19 protein-coding genes are annotated in these 16,601 nt (G+C 40.8%); 8 read left to right on the top strand and 11 right to left on the bottom strand.

The window, feature by feature from the left end:
- Positions 1-85: 85 nt before the first annotated feature.
- Positions 86-265, bottom strand: coding sequence for an SE1561 family protein (locus CUU64_RS16215; protein ID WP_101634666.1), 180 nt, complete (start codon positions 263-265; stop codon positions 86-88).
- A 155-nt stretch (positions 266-420) separates the two neighbouring features.
- Here CUU64_RS16215 and yfkAB point away from each other — a divergent pair, with 155 nt between their 5' ends.
- The gene (gene yfkAB / locus CUU64_RS16210) at positions 421-1,545 is read left to right on the top strand and encodes a radical SAM/CxCxxxxC motif protein YfkAB (protein ID WP_101634665.1); all 1,125 of its coding nucleotides are present in this window, start codon (positions 421-423) and stop codon (positions 1,543-1,545) included.
- Positions 1,546-1,715: 170 nt separating this feature from the next.
- Here the strand turns inward: yfkAB and CUU64_RS16205 are convergent, their stop codons facing one another.
- Positions 1,716-2,534 (bottom strand): YfkD famly protein, encoded by an 819-nt coding sequence (locus CUU64_RS16205; RefSeq protein WP_180954639.1) that lies wholly within the window; start codon positions 2,532-2,534, stop codon positions 1,716-1,718.
- 498 nt (positions 2,535-3,032) lie between these two features.
- Positions 3,033-4,094, bottom strand: coding sequence for a calcium/proton exchanger (gene cax, locus CUU64_RS16200; RefSeq protein WP_180954638.1), 1,062 nt, complete (start codon positions 4,092-4,094; stop codon positions 3,033-3,035).
- A gap of 281 nt (positions 4,095-4,375) precedes the next feature.
- On the opposite strand from cax, the gene CUU64_RS16195 reads away from it, so the two are divergent.
- Together CUU64_RS16195 and CUU64_RS16190 are read left to right on the top strand one after the other, a co-directional pair.
- Entirely contained in the window at positions 4,376-4,975 is a 600-nt protein-coding gene (locus tag CUU64_RS16195; protein ID WP_257985554.1) for an MFS transporter, read from the top strand.
- 242 nt (positions 4,976-5,217) lie between these two features.
- Entirely contained in the window at positions 5,218-7,140 is a 1,923-nt protein-coding gene (locus CUU64_RS16190) for a heavy metal translocating P-type ATPase (protein ID WP_101634661.1), read from the top strand.
- Between the two features lie 117 nt (positions 7,141-7,257).
- On the opposite strand, the gene CUU64_RS16185 is transcribed toward CUU64_RS16190, so the two are convergent.
- The gene (locus tag CUU64_RS16185) at positions 7,258-8,091 is read right to left on the bottom strand and encodes a YihY/virulence factor BrkB family protein (protein WP_180954643.1); all 834 of its coding nucleotides are present in this window, start codon (positions 8,089-8,091) and stop codon (positions 7,258-7,260) included.
- 45 nt (positions 8,092-8,136) lie between these two features.
- A complete protein-coding gene (locus CUU64_RS16180) occupies positions 8,137-8,508 on the bottom strand; it encodes a hypothetical protein (protein ID WP_101634659.1) in 372 nt (123 codons plus the stop codon).
- Positions 8,509-8,755: 247 nt separating this feature from the next.
- Here CUU64_RS16180 and CUU64_RS16175 point away from each other — a divergent pair, with 247 nt between their 5' ends.
- The 4 genes from CUU64_RS16175 to CUU64_RS16160 all read left to right on the top strand — a co-directional run bounded on the left by CUU64_RS16175 (position 8,756) and on the right by CUU64_RS16160 (position 11,360).
- Positions 8,756-8,980: a DUF1128 domain-containing protein gene (locus CUU64_RS16175; protein WP_101634657.1), complete on the top strand. Its 225-nt coding sequence runs from the start codon at positions 8,756-8,758 to the stop codon at positions 8,978-8,980.
- 320 nt (positions 8,981-9,300) lie between these two features.
- Positions 9,301-10,566: a molybdopterin molybdotransferase MoeA gene (locus CUU64_RS16170; RefSeq protein ID WP_101634655.1), complete on the top strand. Its 1,266-nt coding sequence runs from the start codon at positions 9,301-9,303 to the stop codon at positions 10,564-10,566.
- A complete protein-coding gene (gene mobB, locus CUU64_RS16165) occupies positions 10,560-11,075 on the top strand; it encodes a molybdopterin-guanine dinucleotide biosynthesis protein B (RefSeq protein ID WP_257985556.1) in 516 nt (171 codons plus the stop codon). Before CUU64_RS16170 ends, mobB begins: the two co-directional genes overlap by 7 nt.
- 39 nt (positions 11,076-11,114) lie before the next feature.
- The gene (locus tag CUU64_RS16160; protein ID WP_180954637.1) at positions 11,115-11,360 is read left to right on the top strand and encodes a DUF2164 domain-containing protein; all 246 of its coding nucleotides are present in this window, start codon (positions 11,115-11,117) and stop codon (positions 11,358-11,360) included.
- Positions 11,361-11,464: 104 nt separating this feature from the next.
- On the opposite strand, the gene map is transcribed toward CUU64_RS16160, so the two are convergent.
- From map to CUU64_RS16130, 6 genes are all read right to left on the bottom strand, one after another.
- A complete protein-coding gene (gene map, locus CUU64_RS16155) occupies positions 11,465-12,211 on the bottom strand; it encodes a type I methionyl aminopeptidase (protein WP_101634650.1) in 747 nt (248 codons plus the stop codon).
- A gap of 285 nt (positions 12,212-12,496) precedes the next feature.
- Complete coding sequence (locus CUU64_RS16150; RefSeq protein ID WP_101634649.1) at positions 12,497-13,012, bottom strand: type 1 glutamine amidotransferase domain-containing protein; 516 nt, start codon at positions 13,010-13,012, stop codon at positions 12,497-12,499.
- Between the two features lie 261 nt (positions 13,013-13,273).
- A complete protein-coding gene (locus CUU64_RS16145; RefSeq protein ID WP_257985552.1) occupies positions 13,274-13,558 on the bottom strand; it encodes a late competence development ComFB family protein in 285 nt (94 codons plus the stop codon).
- A gap of 457 nt (positions 13,559-14,015) precedes the next feature.
- A complete protein-coding gene (gene motB, locus CUU64_RS16140) occupies positions 14,016-14,783 on the bottom strand; it encodes a flagellar motor protein MotB (protein ID WP_101634648.1) in 768 nt (255 codons plus the stop codon).
- Positions 14,776-15,567 (bottom strand): flagellar motor stator protein MotA, encoded by a 792-nt coding sequence (gene motA / locus CUU64_RS16135; protein WP_101634647.1) that lies wholly within the window; start codon positions 15,565-15,567, stop codon positions 14,776-14,778. Before motA ends, motB begins: the two co-directional genes overlap by 8 nt.
- Before the next feature lie 136 nt (positions 15,568-15,703).
- Positions 15,704-16,078, bottom strand: coding sequence for a DnaJ family domain-containing protein (locus CUU64_RS16130; RefSeq protein ID WP_101634646.1), 375 nt, complete (start codon positions 16,076-16,078; stop codon positions 15,704-15,706).
- A 148-nt stretch (positions 16,079-16,226) separates the two neighbouring features.
- Between CUU64_RS16130 and CUU64_RS22125 the strand changes: the two genes are divergently transcribed.
- On the top strand, positions 16,227-16,385 hold the full coding sequence (locus tag CUU64_RS22125; protein WP_180954636.1) for a hypothetical protein: 159 nt from the start codon (positions 16,227-16,229) through the stop codon (positions 16,383-16,385).
- The last annotated feature ends 216 nt before the right edge of the window (positions 16,386-16,601 follow it).

The raw sequence follows: 16,601 nt of genomic DNA, 5'->3' as shown, positions 1-16,601 counted from the left end.
ACCGATTGCAATAAACTTCAGCGCTTTAATGTATAAGGGGTCAGTCCCCCGCCGCTTTAACGCGGTGGGGGACTGACCCCTTAAATTACCGTTTTTTAAATTGTTCCATTTTTGTTTCAATATCATCAATAATAGTGATGAGACGATCGATGTCGTCGAGTTCTGTGCTTTCAGGTTCTATATTTTCGATAACCTCCATAAACATTGAGAGGCGTTCTTTTAAATATGTTAATTGATCATCCTTATTACTAATGGATTTGCCCATGTTCGTCGCTCCCTTCGATTCTACTATCCTACCGAAAACCGGGAAATCGTGCAAATGATTTCCATGTATAGGGATAATCCTTTCTGATATTGACATTGTTATATTGCTTTTCGATAATGGGTTAGGGCAAGCCCAAAGTGAGGAGATTCTTTACCATGACAACAAAAACTAAAATGTTACAACCAATCACCCCTGATTATGATCCATGGGAAGCTTATACAGACGTTGAGCAATACGGAAAACTAACTCTAACAAATATAGAATTTACAACGACAACCCTGTGTAATATGAGATGTGAGCATTGTGCAGTCGGCTACACGCTCCAGCCAAAGGACCCTGATGCCCTTCCGCTTGAACTGCTGCTTCAAAGACTGGATGAAATACCTGCCCTGCGGTCGCTCAGCATCACAGGCGGCGAACCGATGCTATCTAAAAAAGGGGTAGCAACATATGTGGTGCCCCTTTTAAAGTATGCCCGGAAAAGAGGAGTCCGCACCCAAATCAATTCCAATTTAACATTAGATCTCGACCGCTACAACGAAATTATTCCTTATTTAGATGTTCTCCATATCTCACATAACTGGGGGACTCTTGATGATTTCATAGATGGCGGTTTTGCCATGATGGAACGGAAGCCCTCAAGGGAACAACGCGCAAGGTTGTTTGAAAAAATGATCGAGAACTCACGCGCCTTATCCAAAGCTGGTGTCCTTGTTTCGGCAGAAACCATGCTTAATAAGCGGACCCTTCCCCATTTGGAACATATACATAAACAAATTGTTGAAGAAATGGGCTGCCAGCGCCATGAAGTTCATCCAATGTACCCAAGTGACTGGGCATCCAACCTAGAAACGTTATCGTTAGACGAATTGCGGGCAGCCATTCATCATCTTCTTGATATTCGTGACAAAGATACATGGATGCTGTTTGGCACGCTTCCATTTTATCCATGTAGCAGTAACGAAGAGGATTTGAACCTGCTGAGAAGGCTATTTGCAGCCGAAAACGTGACAGTACGGAATGATCCGGATGGCCGTTCTAGGTTAAATGTTAATATTTTTACCGGGGAAGTGATTGTGACCGATTTTGGTGATGCACCAGCACTCGGCAATATTGTAGACCAGCCGCTTTCGGCCTCATACGATATCTGGATGAAGTCTAAGCTGGCTAAACAGCTGAACTGCCATTGTCCATCGGTTCAGTGTCTTGGTCCAAACGTTCTTGTAAAAAATGCTTATTATCCCGGTACAAATTTCAATGAACGAAAAACAAATATTTAATTCTTAGAAGCTGGCTGCTCATAGAATGATCTAGTTTGATTAGCTATGGAGAGTACGGTAGGTAATGTTTTTTTACTCAAAAGTCAGCTTTTTTTGTTTTTCTACCTTGTGAAGTGCCAGGAAAGTATGAGGCAAGTAAAAACCCGGCTCAAGGCCGGGCAATATTTTATTTACTTTTGTACATTAGTCGAAGTAAAACTAAAAGAGACTAAATCCTGAATCGGTATCCAGGCACCAATGCCTTGAGAGGTGACATTTTTTAAGGCAATAGAACGTTTATTGCCTTTAAGAATCAAATAGACTTCTCCATACGTAACCTTCCCTTTCTCATTAACAGCCGATGCATAGGCATGTAAATAACCGAGTCTTTTCGAAGGGATATTATACTGTTGGTCCTTTTTGGTGCCTGCGCCTACAATCGTTTCAAACGCTAGCGGCAGATTTGTTTTTTCCGTTGCTTTTAAGAGCATCATCTTTTGAACATCATCCGATGCTGGAATTTTTGCGGTCAGCCCACCACGTACTTTTTTCTGGGCTTCTTGAACATAATGGATTTTATACGTATCCTTGCCGCCTCGATTATCGAAATAGTTCGTATTGATTTTCTGATATTCCCAGTTGGGCGAAGTTTCAACTGATTGGTAATTCAATGCCCAATGTCCCAAATAAATGGTAGCACGATAGCCAAATGCAAATGGTGCTTTAGCAATATTGGTTTCATTCAGCATATGAATAAGTTCAGGATTTTCAATCTTTGTATCTGATGAATCAATCAACAGCTTGGCAAGCCTGCTAGGTTGTAAGAACGGTAAATCCTGGGTAGGATTTGGGTAGGTATTTTCCTTTGTAATATTTTGGACGGACGGGGGTACATTGACCTTTGAAACGGCTGGCAATTCATCCGGAGCTGCCTTTTGGCTTGCAGTAGTGTTGCCTGGTTGAAAAGCAATCGCTAACAGAATCATAAACAGTAATAAAAGGCGTTTCATGATGTCGCACTCCTTGTAAGGTAATCTTGTTTAAGTTTAGATTTCACTGCCGTCCCTTTTTTTATGCGCTGCTATTGGCAACAAATATAAAACTTTGGATGAGATAACCTTTGATAATTTAAATGTGTTTAATGAATTTCTACGGATTGTAACATTTTTGTAATGTTCTGAATATTTACAATTTTATATTTTTGTTGTATACTTTACCTACCCTATAAAAAAGGAGGCGAATTCATTCATACCTAACACCTAACCATCTCAAGGAGGTATGTTTATCGATTAAATCACCTATCAATCATTAGCTCAAAAAGGATATTTTCTCTTCAAGCTATGCTACCGGTAAAGGCGGGTGAAATTTCTAGAATTATTGATTGCTGAAGCAAGCAACATACGATAATAATTTTGGATAACAATATGTACTTACCTTTTTTAAAACAATGAAAATGACTCTGCAAATCAAGGTATGCAGAGTCATTTTTTATAGTTTATGCAAATATCTTATAACAAATAAAATCCTATCCCCATAATCACATAAGCCGCTAACAAGGTAAGCCCCTCAAACCAGTTTGTTTCTCCGTCATTCGAGATGATCACGATTAAAAACACAGCCGTTACCATCGTGATCAATTCAGGCCATGTGAATACCAGCGGCATGGATGTTGGGAAAAATAATGAAAGTAAAACAAGCACTGGTGCAACAAACATAGCAACTTGAAGCGTAGAACCAACAGCAATCTCAACAGCAATATCCATTTTATCTTTATATGCCATGATGACAGCCGAAGCGTGTTCCGCGGCGTTTCCAACTATTGCAACAATAATGACACCGATAAATAACTCAGTCCATCCAAAAGCTTCCCCTACTTCATGGAAAGTATGGACAAGATGCTCTGAAACATAGGCAACAGCAATGGTGGCTACAGCAAGAATCGCCATCGCTTTTCCTTTTCCCCATTCAGGTTCTTCCTCATGACTCGCCTCTGCTCCGCCCTTTTCCTTCGACTGATATACCCCCCGATGGGTAACAAGTTTAAAGAAGAGTGCCGCAAGATACAATGTGATCAAGATTACAGAGGTGCCAATGCTTAACGCCATTGTTTTCCCTTCCGGCATCCCCTGGGAGAAAACCTCGGGAATAACAAAAGCTACAATTACAGCAAAAATCAATAGTCCTGCATTATGCCTTGCATCGTACACATTGAATTTCTGCCGTTTGTATTTTAAGCCTCCCACAAAAAAAGATAAGCCTGCCACTAAAAGCAGATTCCCTAACACTGAACCGGTAAGGGATGCAAGCACTACACCAACTAACCCAGCTTTTAAAGAAAAGATAGAAATGATTAGTTCCACCGCATTACCGAATGTTGCATTGAGAAGCCCTCCAATCCGTGGCCCCATGGTTACTGCCAGGCTTTCTGTCGCTCTTCCCATAAATCCGGCCAAGGCAATAATCGTTAAGCAGTAAACAACAAACATTAGAATACTAGACCAATGCAGTAGAGATCCGATTACGGAAAGTGGGACACCCACTAAAACTAGAATCAAAAATATTCTGTTCATCAGTACAACCTCACCAGTTAATAAATTTAGATTTTTATGAAATATAGTCCCTAACGTGCTATTCATTTTATGATTGGATATATTCCAGCTAATTTTACATTACATTATTTTCCTTCCGCGAAACATGAAACCCATCCGTATGTATTTTCTAGAAAACATATACCCTAATTACCCTTGATTAATCATCCCGTTACCAAGTAACATCAAGAGAGCAGATTTTATAGAAGTCATCTCAACGTAATATTGAAACAACATCCTTCACCGGAACGTTGAAGCGCTTTTTGAAAGTTAGTAAATATGCTTGGGTGGCCTTCCTTCCTCCTTTTGGCTATGGATTCCTTAAAGCGTCTCTTAATGGGAATTTTCCTGTACATGCTCTTCGTTCTGGGATTGATATAAGCATGGTTTCGATCATTATTACTTCTTTTTCGGCAGGGAGCTTGATGTCGCAAATCCCGTTTGGCGTAATGAGCGATAAAATAGGACGAAGAAAAGTATTGTTGTTTATCCTTTTTTTTGGATTTCTTATCTTGTTTTCTTCCGGATTCCTGTACAAGTCACCGATTAGCTTGCTATTATGTTTCCTCCTCACCGGTGTAATGGTGGGTTCCACCTTTTCTCTTGGAATCAGCTATATGGCTGACCTTGTTCCAAGAAACCTTTTGCCGACTGGAAATTTATTATGTGGTATCTTCTTCAGTGTCGGAAGCATTTGCGGCCCTTTTATCGGGCAGATTGGTCATCGAATTTTTAAAAGGAGACAGCTTTTTTTTCGTCATCAGTTTCATGCTTTTGCTCATCTTCCTAGCTCTAGCTCTGTAAAGGAACGTGCAGCCCATTTGCCGGATACACAGGAATGGGCACCCCATAAGAATATTTAATATTTAGAATGGAAAGAATAAGCAAATTTCTTTTTTTAGGATAGAATGTATGGTAGGATAAACATAAAATAATTTTATTAATTTCTATTCTTATGGGTATACGCTGTCATCGGCTTCGATGACAGCTTTCGTTATTTTTAGGGGTAATGATGTTGAATATCTTTCTCATTTAAATAGAAGATTGATTGTTTCATAACCCTTTGCATCCAATTTGCTAGAAAATATCTACAGGAGGAACGTATATGACTTCAGAAACAAAAACAATGGCCCGCGGGAAAGACGTAAACTTCCTTTCCTTTGAAAAAATCATGCCTCATCTGGAACTTATTGCAGCATTATTAAGTGGTGTATTGATTTTGACCGGTTGGATTTTATCAAAAAACAACATGGAAACCGCTTCTATCGTTTCTTACCTGCTCGCCTTTGTAATTGGGGGTTACGCAAAAGCCAAAGAAGGCATTGAAGAAACAATAGAAAATAAGGAATTGAATGTAGAGATGCTGATGGTGCTGGCCGCTATCGGCTCCGCAATCATTGGCTATTGGACAGAAGGTGCTATTTTAATATTTATTTTCGCGGTAAGTGGTGCTTTGGAAACATACACAATGAATAAAAGCCATAAAGAAATTTCCGCATTGATGGATCTGCAGCCTGAGGAAGCCTTAAGACTCAATCCTAACGGCATGGAGGAAAAGGTCCCCGTTTCAAAGCTTGCTGTCGGTGATTTCATTTTGGTAAAACCCGGTGAACGCGTTCCTTCTGATGGAGTCATCACTGAAGGACAAACAAACATTGATGAAGCTGCGATAACAGGGGAGTCTATGCCGGTCAGTAAGGTACCGGGCAATGAGGTGTTTGCAGGAACCGTTAACCTGCGCGGTACCGTTACGATAGAAATTACAAAACCAAGCAGTGAAACCCTTTTCCAAAAAATCATTACGCTTGTACAATCAGCCCAAAGCGAAAAATCACCTTCTCAGCTGTTTATTGAGAAATTTGAAGGTACTTATGTAAAAGTTGTGCTCCTCATTGTTGTTTTAATGATGTTCCTGCCCCATTTTATCTTCAGCTGGAGTTGGACAGAGACTTTCTACCGTGCGATGATTTTACTTGTAGTGGCATCACCCTGTGCCCTTGTCGCTTCCATTATGCCAGCAACATTATCGGCCATTTCCAATGGGGCTCGCCATGGAATTTTATTTAAAGGCGGAGTTCACATGGAGAATTTGGGAAATTTGAAGGCCATTGCCCTTGACAAAACAGGTACATTAACAAGAGGAAAGCCGGAAGTAACTGATGTTATTTTAAGAGAAGATTTAACAACTGAGGAATTCCTCTACCACGTTGCATCAATTGAAAACTATTCGAACCATCCGCTTGCCAATGCAATCGTTCGTTATGCTATAGCAAATATCAATAAAGAATTGATAAAGCCAGAAGCGATGGAGGATATATCAGGCTATGGCGTGCAAGCTCAGTTTGGGACTGTTCAATGGAAAGTCGGCAAGGCTGACTTTGTCGGCATTGAAGAGGCACAACAATTCCAGGGTGGCATTGCTGCTTCATTGAGCGCTGAAGGAAAGACAATCGTATTCGCCCGTGACGATAAAGGGATTGCCGGAATCCTTACCCTAAAGGATCAAGTGCGTGATGAAACCATTTCAGCCATTGAAGATTTAAGGCATGAAGGAATCTACACCGTCATGCTGACAGGCGACGGTGAGAAAACAGCGAAAGCAATTGCCGCCGAAAGCCATTTGGATGAATATGTATCAGACTGTCTTCCTGAAACGAAAGTGCAGGAAGTCAAAAAATTAAAAAATCGGTTTGGCACCGTTGCGATGGTTGGAGATGGAATTAATGATGCTCCTGCCCTTGCTACAGCATCTGTTGGCATCGCCATGGGGGAAGGCACTGATGTCGCGCTAGAAACCGCAGACGTTGTCCTTATGAAGAATGACCTGCCTCGGATTGCTGAGGCCGTAAAGCTTTCAAAGAGAATGAATAAAATCATTAAACAAAATGTAATTTTTTCGATCAGTGTCATCATGTTGTTAATCGCTTCAAATTTCTTTCAATTTTTGGATCTACCATACGGCGTGATCGGTCATGAAGGCAGCACCATACTGGTTATCCTTAACAGCTTACGTTTATTAAAAAATTAATCACAATTAGCTGGCTCCGGGTTTGAACCCGCAAGCCGGCTCTTTTATTTTTACTTCAGTAAATGTTAATGTTTATCTCACAGATAGACCTGCTGATTTTATCGAGGATATATGCGTTCAGCAGTAGGGTTGTTTTCGGTCACTTTTGATTGCATTGACCTCCCCTCCAATAATAATAATGAATCCGGATAAATAAAACCAGATCATGAGCACGATGATTCCGCCAAGACTTCCATATGTTGAGGTATAATTGCCGAACCTTTCTACATAGAACGAAAATCCAAGTGAAACCAGGATCCAGCCAATCGTAGCAACAAGAGAGCCTGGCAACACGCTCAGGCAGCTAATCTTTTTATTGGGTGCAATCCAATATAACATCGTCAGGACGAAAAATAATACAAGGGAGCTCACTACCCATCTCATTGCATTCCATATATGCAAAAATTCGTCAGACAGCCCGAAGCTGGAAGTTAAAAATAGCCCGATCTGTCTTCCAAACACGGGAAGAAGTAAGGCAACAACAAAAACAAAAATCATGGCAATAGTCAGAACAATGGACATCGCCCGTGCAACTAAGAAATGCCGGTCTTCTACGACATCGTAGGCCTTATTAAAGGCCCGTACCATTGTATTAATTCCATTTGAGCCAGACCACAATGTGGCAAAAATACCAAAAGTGAGAGCCTTTCCATTACCTTTTAATACTTCATTGAGGTTTCTCTCGATAACCTGCATGGACTCCTGTGGTGCATAACCTCGTACAAGATTCAGAATATCCTGGTAGGATAAAGATAAGTATGGCAGGATTGCAACTAAAAAAATCAAGAGAGGGAACAGTGAAAGCAGGAAAAAATAGGCTAGTTGTGCTGCGAGACCTGTAGCTTCATCCCCGGACATGCGTTTAATTAGACTGATCATGAATGGCCGTTTTGCCCTTTCCTGTCTTTCCATCATACTCCCACCTCTTGAAGATCCTTAACCTAGGTTTGTCCTGAGCTAATGTTTTAAGGTTTGGTTTACGTGATGTAGACCATCCTCGGAAACGAATGCATCCTTTGTTTCCCTAACCATTTCGGCCAATTGGGGCGGAATTTCTTTTATCTCATCCATTCGGGCAGAGATGAATGCAACATCTTCTGCAATATTTTCCATCGTTGTTCGAAGCTTGCTTGTGGCTTCTTTCACTTGATTCATGGTGCTATTTGGGTGTGAAGCCATCGTTCTCATATCATTTAGATATCTTCTGCTGTTATTCATGACCGAATAGCGTGTCTGTCTGTCGAATAGGCTGATTGCTGCCCCAGCAATTGCACCATATAACATAGCTTGCATAAATCTGCTTCTTGTTTTATTCTGATAGACGTCCATTTTGCTACCTCCTCTTGATGTGATTTTTCAGTAAGGGAGTATGGAAGTAATTGTTGATTTAATTTTTATTGGAAGAATCTATGCGCTTGTATAGGCTTCTTCGCATTTATTATCTGCGGAAACCGACAATCTTATTGTTGGTTATTTTTCGGCAGTTCCTTTTAAAGGTCCAATTTCATCTAGTAGTTGACTTATCGCTCCAATCGTGAAAAGATGAAAATAAAATTCTTGAAGGGTGGATTTTTTTATGGATTTAACAAAAAATACAGCAGAAAATGTGGAATACATAATTGAAGCGATTAAAGAGAAACTGAAGGTAATGAATATTGGTGCCATTAAATCTACTCACTTCAACGCGGAAATGTACGAAGAGCTTGTTGAAATTTATGAAATGGTGATGAAGAAAAACAATTTCAGTCCTAGTGAGATGCAGGCAATAGCCGAAGAACTTGGGAAGTTAAGAAATCAATAAATAAAAACTAAAGATATAAATTAAATCCAGACGGTTTTCACTGTCTGTTTTTTGTTTTGCAAGGATGTCTGTGTAAGTGTGAATGATCTTCAGCCATATCCATGGTATATTAACGAAATCCAAAAAATAGGGGTAATTTCAACATATATCAGCATTCCTTTCAACAAATTTCATTTGCAATATGCATCATTACCATCCTTCGTATGATTTTGATATAGTTTAATTAGGGATTTTTACTGTATTGTAAATATTGATACTTAGAATCAAAAAGGGCTACTTATTATAAAGCCCATGTTATATAAAAGACTGGAGTGAACAGCATGGTAGAGCGCAGGACACCCATCAGTGTGTCTGAAGCAGTTGAGAAAGTGATGAGCAAGAAACTGGAGGGTTCAGTGGAATGGGTATCCATTTCGGAGTGTGACGGGCGCTTTCTCGCTCAAGATATAGTAGCCACGCATGATGTCCCCCATTTTAATCGGGCACCTTATGATGGTTTTGCTTTAAGGTCCTCAGATACAGCCTCGGCTTCGAGAGAAAATCCACTTGAATTTGAAGTCGTGGAGGAGCTTGGTGCCGGAATGGTACCACAAATTCCGGTACAGGAGAATCAAGCTGTCCGAATCATGACAGGGACACAGATGCCAATTGAATGTGATGCGGTTCTTATGCTCGAATTGTCTGAAGAATTTAAAAAAGAAGGCAAAAACTACATACGCTTCAAACGTTCTCTCAAAAAAGGGGAAAATGTTTCCTTTAAGGGTGAAGATGCCAAAAAAGGGGATGTTCTTGTCGAAAAAGGGACAATCATAAACCCTGGAATAAAAGCGGTACTTGCAACGTTCGGGTACGATAAGGTGCCGGTAGCAAAAAAGCCGGTAATCGGTCTTTTTGCTACCGGATCGGAACTACTGGATGTTTCTGAACCGATCCAGCCAGGGAAGATCAGAAACAGCAATTCTCATATGATTTCTTCACAAATTAAGCGCGCAGGTGCGGATGTTCTCTATTTTGGACAACTAGCCGACAATCTGGAAGTTAGTTTTGAAGCAATCCGTACAGAATTAGAGAAAGTGGATCTCCTTATCACAACAGGAGGAGTTTCGGTTGGTGATTATGACCTTTTGCCTGATATCTATGATAAGCTCGGTGCCGAAGTCCTTTTTAATAAAGTAGGAATGCGGCCGGGTAGTGTTACGACTATCGCATCTTTGGAAAACAAGATTTTATTCGGGCTATCCGGCAATCCTTCTGCATGCTATGTAGGCTTTGAGCTCTTTGTTAGGCCTATTGTTAGAACAATGTTGTTTTCCAATAAACCGCACCTTCAAAAAGTACAGGCTAAATTAGGTGCCGATTTTAAAAAGCCAAATCCGTTTATGCGATTTGTCCGAACAAAGCTTAGCTATATGGACGGACAATTGACGGTTGTCCCTAGCGGCATGGACAAATCAAATATCATTACAAGCCTGGCGGGATCCAATACACTCACCATCCTACCTGGCGGGTCACGCGGGTTTACGGAAGGAGACACCGTCTTCGCCCTTCTCCTCGATGATCAGGAAGGCAGCGCTTGGCCATGGTAAAACCCTATATATTTCAAATTGTAGGTTATCAAAATAGTGGCAAAACAACGATTATTTCCAAGCTAACCCATCAGTTAAATCAGGCTGGGCTTACTGTATCCGTAATCAAACACCATGGACATGGCGGCGCGCCCGACTTGCCCGACAAAGACTCAACAAGGCTTTTTACAAGTGGCGCACAGGCAGCCTTAGTGGAAGGCGCTGGAACCATCCAGCTTACTGCAAGCCTGCCAGCTGGATGTGACTTACTAAGCAAGAATATTGATATTCTTGCAACCTTCAATCCGGACATAATCCTTATTGAAGGTTATAAACGAAAAACATTTCCTAAGGCAGTAGTAATAAGGCATGAAAGCGACCTTGTCTTGCTGGAAGAGCTCGAAAATATTCAAGCCGTCATTTGCTGGCCCGAAATGAAAGGACCTAGTAAAAGCAAGATCTCAGGAGTACCTGCTTTTGACGTAAACTTGGACGGCTTTAGCGACTGGTTTTTTAGAAAATCAAGATGAAGTTAATGGGTAGCAAACTATGCCATGGTGAGGTGCTTAATGTTTATTAAATTTCCGCTAGACCAGAAAAGTGCGATGAAATCCCTTATCAAGGAATATGTTAAACGTGAATTCGATGAAGAAATCGGAGAACTTGCAGCTGAGAACTATTTAGAATTCATTATAAAGGAAATCGGACCCTATATTTATAACAGGGGTGTTCAAGACGCCAAAGCTGTCGTTCAAGACAGAGTAATGATGATGGATGAGGATCTAACATCGCTTGAACGGCCGATAAAAAACTAAGTAAACCTGCGGGGGCCAACATATGCCCCAAAAAAAGCAAATTATAATTAGGGTTTGTCTAAAGTCTTAGAGCTGCTCCATCTAATGGGGCAGCTCTTTGTGTTTCACTGTTCGGTAAGAATCATCGGGCCATTTTTCGTAATTGCAATGGTATGTTCATACTGGGCGGAGTATTTTCCATCAGCGGTTGATGCCGTCCAACCATTTGGGTCTCTTACAGATTGATACGTTCCTATATTCACCATCGGTTCAATTGTAAAGACCATTCCTTCTTTTATGCGCGGCCCTTTCTTAGGCAGGCCATAATGCGGAACTTCCGGTTTCTCATGAATGGATGGCCCTATTCCATGGCCAATGAAGTCACGGACAACTGAAAAGCCCTCAGACTCGACATATGTTTGAATCGCATGTCCAATATCGCCAATGCGGTTTCCTGGAATACTCTGTTCAATTCCTCTATATAACGATTCTTTTGTCACTTTGAGTAGATGCTCTGTTTCCTGTGAGACATTGCCGACCTTATACGTCCACGCAGAATCAGCAAGTGCGCCATTATAGTTTACAACCATATCGATCGTAACGATATCGCCATTTTTTAAAGGAGACTTTCGTGGGTACCCATGGCAAATCTCCTCATTTATGCTGGCACAAGTAGCATATTCGTAGCCTTTATATCCTTTTTGTTCAGGTGTTGCTCCCGCTTTACGTAAATAATTCTCTACAAATTCTTCAATCTCCCAGGTAGTAATTCCGGGTACAATCATCTTAGCGATTTCCCTATGGCACGCCGCCAAAATTTTTCCCGACTCATGCATAGCCTGGATTTCGCGCTCTGACTTCAATACGATCAACTATTACACTTCCTTTACCGAAATAAAGTGATACCTCCGCGAGGGAAATACACCCTTTTCATTGAAACTATCTCTATTTTACTCCAAATAATACGAGATATGAATTATGAGGCTTATGAAGATTACTTGAGGGGATGTATCCTTAATTATATATGGAAAAATCTTGTTGGAGGTGAGTTTATTACAGAAAATAGAGGGGGCTGTGTCATAAAGGAACTGATTCCCCCCCACAGATTGAATTATAGTAGGGACTAGACTATTCCTTACAACACAGCCTCGTAGAAGTTAGTTAAGCAGACTCAATGACTCACGATTGAAGGCCGGTATGTCACGAGGTTCACGGCTTGTAACAAGCTGACCTCCACAAACGACAACTTCTTCATCCTTGTAAGTAACGCCCGCATACTCCATATCCACTTTAATCGATTTATAGCCTGTAGCATTTCGCCCCTCGAGAGTCTTGGCTGTTATTAACAATTGAGGACCGTGGCAAATAGCGAATACCGGTTTTTTCTCATCCATGAACGATTTAGCAAATGCTACGAAGCGCTCATCCGCGCGAAGTTGGTCAGGAGAGAAACCACCTGGAATAAACAAAGCATCGAAGTCAGAAGGATTTGCATTGTCGATACTCTCGTCGATGCTAACAGTGGCCTCCTTATTCTTCCCCGTAACTGTTTTTCCTTGCTCCTTCTCAATCGCTACCACCGTATGGCCCGCTTCTTGAAAGGCTTTCGCTGGTTCGGTGTATTCAGAGTCCTCGAACATGTCAGTGATTACACAAGCTATTCTTTTAGCCATCATACTTCCTCCCCTTTAGTTAAATGATTGTTTTGACCTTATATTTCTTCCCTTTGTTTACGCTGTTAAACGTAGATATACGTGTGAATATAAAAAATGGCAAGCCTAGTTAAGCCGGCCTGCCGATTGCATATAATTCGATTTTTGGATCAATAACTATTGGTATTGGATCAACATCTTGCTGCTGAATGCAGGGGAGGGCCTGGTTTCTAACCCCTTCCCTCTTTGTTGAAAGATGCGTAGAAGTGCACTCTTTGGACCCTACTTGTTATCGTGCTGCGGATATTTCCCGACCACATGTATCGCGCTAATGATTCGCTTATTAATCCACTTTCTATTTTCCGCGGTGTTGAGCTGTTCATAAATCCTTTGTCTTCCTTCTTCTGTTGTAACGTAGTGGCTTGGGAGTTTATTTAAGCTTAGCGTAATAATATCTTTCCTGCATTTTGAACACTTGCAAAAAGTTTGATATTCTGTCCCGGACATCAAGAAATTCACGATCGTGTACACGATTTCTTCCATAACATTGACATAATCTTTTTCCATCTACTCACTTCCATTATACAAATAGCAGGAACTCTCCTGGGAAATTTCTTAATCTATTATTATCAAAAATATCGCTGAGTGGAAACCTGTTTTCGAACATTCCAACTAATTCCAGTAGTTGTTTTAAAAAGCCTTCCACTCACTCCCTGTAGCCAACTGGATTACACTACCAAAAAAATCATGAACTTTCTGACGAAATTGTGTTCTGCGTGACTAATTGTGAATATAAAAATGGTATAAAAATCAATCCTGGAAAAACGGAGGATGTTGAAATGGCCATGCTTCATGTTTTAAATTTTGCCATTCCGATCGTTTTTATAGCCCGTTCCGGTTTCCTAATGGTTTTGTGTATGCCTGCTCCTGCCCCATCCCAAACACCTGCCGAGGAATAACTTTGACTATACATGTGACGTTGCAGAAGTAAAAAAACCTGTCTCCCGACAGGTTCTACTAATTATTATTGATTGGCCGCCGACCGAGGCATGATTAAGATTTCTACGCGCCGGTTTTTTGAGCGGCCTTGATCCGTTTTGTTTGAGGCAACGGGCTTAAATTCACCAAAGCCTTTTGCGCTAAACCATTCGGGATTCAATTTCTTATTCTCCAATAATATCTTCATAAAGTTTACAGCTCTCATCACGCTTAAATCCCAGTTTGAACTATATTGCTGTGTTTCGATGGGTATATTATCCGTATGGCCACTAATTACAATGGTCCTTGGCGGGTCCATTATCAATAAATTTGATATTTCTTTAACAACTTCCCTATTTTCTGTCGGAACCTCAGCGCTCCCAGATTCAAAAAGGACATTGTCACGGATTGTTACTAACAATCCTTCATCTGTCAACGAAGTGCCCAGCTTATTAGTTAGCTGTTTTGTCTGGATATATTGATTTACTTTCCGTTGAATGTCTGTAAGCTCCTTCTGCTCTTTCTCTCCAAGAGCTCCTTTAGCTGTTTGATTATTATTAGTTGTTTTAGCTTCTTTTGTATCAGAAGGAGTGTCAGTTTGTACAGGGCTTTGGTGGTCCATTACACCTGTTCCACCATCAAAGATTTGTTCAAATACAGTGGACATTTGTTTAAACTTATTTGCGTCAACCGAGCTACTGGCGAATAAAACAATAAATAGCGCCAAGAGAAGTGTTAAGATATCTGCATATGGAACTAACCAGGATTCATCGAGATGCTCTTCGTGTTTTTTGTGTTTCTTCTTCCTAGCCATCCTGCTTCACGCTGCCTTCAAGCAATTTTTTTCGCTCTTCAGCCGGCAGGTATGATGCTAGTTTCTGTTCGATCGTTCTTGGAGCTTCTCCTTCAATGATTGACAGAATCCCCTCTACCATCATTTGTTTTATGCGCACTTCCTGTTGTGATTTACGCTTTAACTTATATGCGAACGGGTGCCATAGCACATATCCGGTATAAATACCCATTAACGTTGCAATAAATGCTGCTGCAATGGCGTGTCCCAAGGCTTCAGTATCTGCCATATTTCCAAGGGCAGCAACGAGTCCTACCACAGCACCCAATACACCAAGCGTAGGCGCGTACGTTCCGGCCTGTGTAAAGATAGCGGCACCGGCAGCATGTCTTTCCTCCATGGCTTCAATTTCTTCAGTTAATAGATCACGAATATACTCTGCGTTTTGGCCCTCGATAGCAAGGTTTAAACCATTTTTTAAGAATTGGTTTTCAACCTGTTCAGCAATGCCTTCCAGAGCCAGAAGCCCTTCTTTTCTCGCCACGACTGCCCATTCTGAAAAAGTTTTAATTAATTCCTCAGGTTTCTCCAGTTTTGGCTCCTGAAAAAGGATTTTGAATAACTTCGGAAGCTTCTTCAATTCGAAACCAGGAACCGCTGTAGTTACGGCTGCCGCTGTACCGGCAATAATGATTAAGATAGCCGCAGGGTTTGCAAGTTGACTTACGGGTACTCCTTTAAGCGTCATCCCTACCCCTAGGGCTACAATCCCTAGAAGTATTCCGACTAACGATGTTTTATCCATGAGAACTCACCCATTCATTTTTTTCTAATCTCTTATTTATATCGGAAGGAAAACGAAAAAGATGAATAGGTTTAGGTAAATTCGTCTAACTCAATAAAGACATTCCCTAAGTAGAAATGTCTTTTTCAAAAAAATCTTATTTAAATAGTCGATCTATTTTATGTTGGTATTCTTTGAAAATTGTGCTGTTTGAAACATTCCTTTTCTTTATGACCTTATTAAAAGCAAGAAGTTTCTCATTCAGCTGCTTTTGCAGTTTTTCTCTTTCGGTATCATCTTCACATGAGGCTAATAGATCCTCAATGCGCATCAATTCTTTTCGATACCCATTGTCCGCTTCTTCAAGCATCCCGGCATTTTTTAACATTCTGTATGCCATTCGAAGCTCCGGCGGTATTCCCGGCATTTCATCAATGACCAGAGGTTTTCCCTTTCCTGGTAAATGATCAAATTCCCCATCCTGTATGGCCTTGCGGATTTTATCTTCGGCCACAATATGAACAAAGTCCATTTACGCTCATTCCCCTCTGTGTGTATTCAGGCGGTCATATTATATCATGCAATATTCTTTACTTCCCAATTCATGAGCAGGTCGGGACATAATTATTGTATAGATGGGCCAAACTTTAAGGTAGTAGGATAAAGGAGATGATTATGTCTTGAGCAGAGGTCAGCATTTTAATTCAAAGAAAAAAGGGCATCCTGGTGAATTCCCTAAAAATAGCATAGCACCTAAAAAAGAACATATCGGTGAACATGAGGAACCTGATATCGTCGCCCTTGAAGCATTTAAAAACAGAACTGGAGATTTAAAATAAAACGTTTTTTTAAAGCATGCCCCATAGGTAGCATATTTCAATGTGGGCATGTCTCTTTTTATATTTAGGTAAGGATAACAAATATTCTACAGTTACTCTATCGTTTTTACTAAAAGTCATCTGTCTTTGACAAGGGGCATCACCGTTTTTGGTGAGCCCCGGAAGCCTGGAGATACCTTTTAAGCTTACACGCTCTTAAATAACTCAAAATATAAG

This window comes from Bacillus sp. V5-8f, assembly GCF_002863565.1.
GTDB lineage: Bacteria > Bacillota > Bacilli > Bacillales > DSM-1321 > Peribacillus.
Note: the sequence above shows the minus strand (reverse complement) of the source record. Positions and strands in the feature narration are given on the sequence as shown.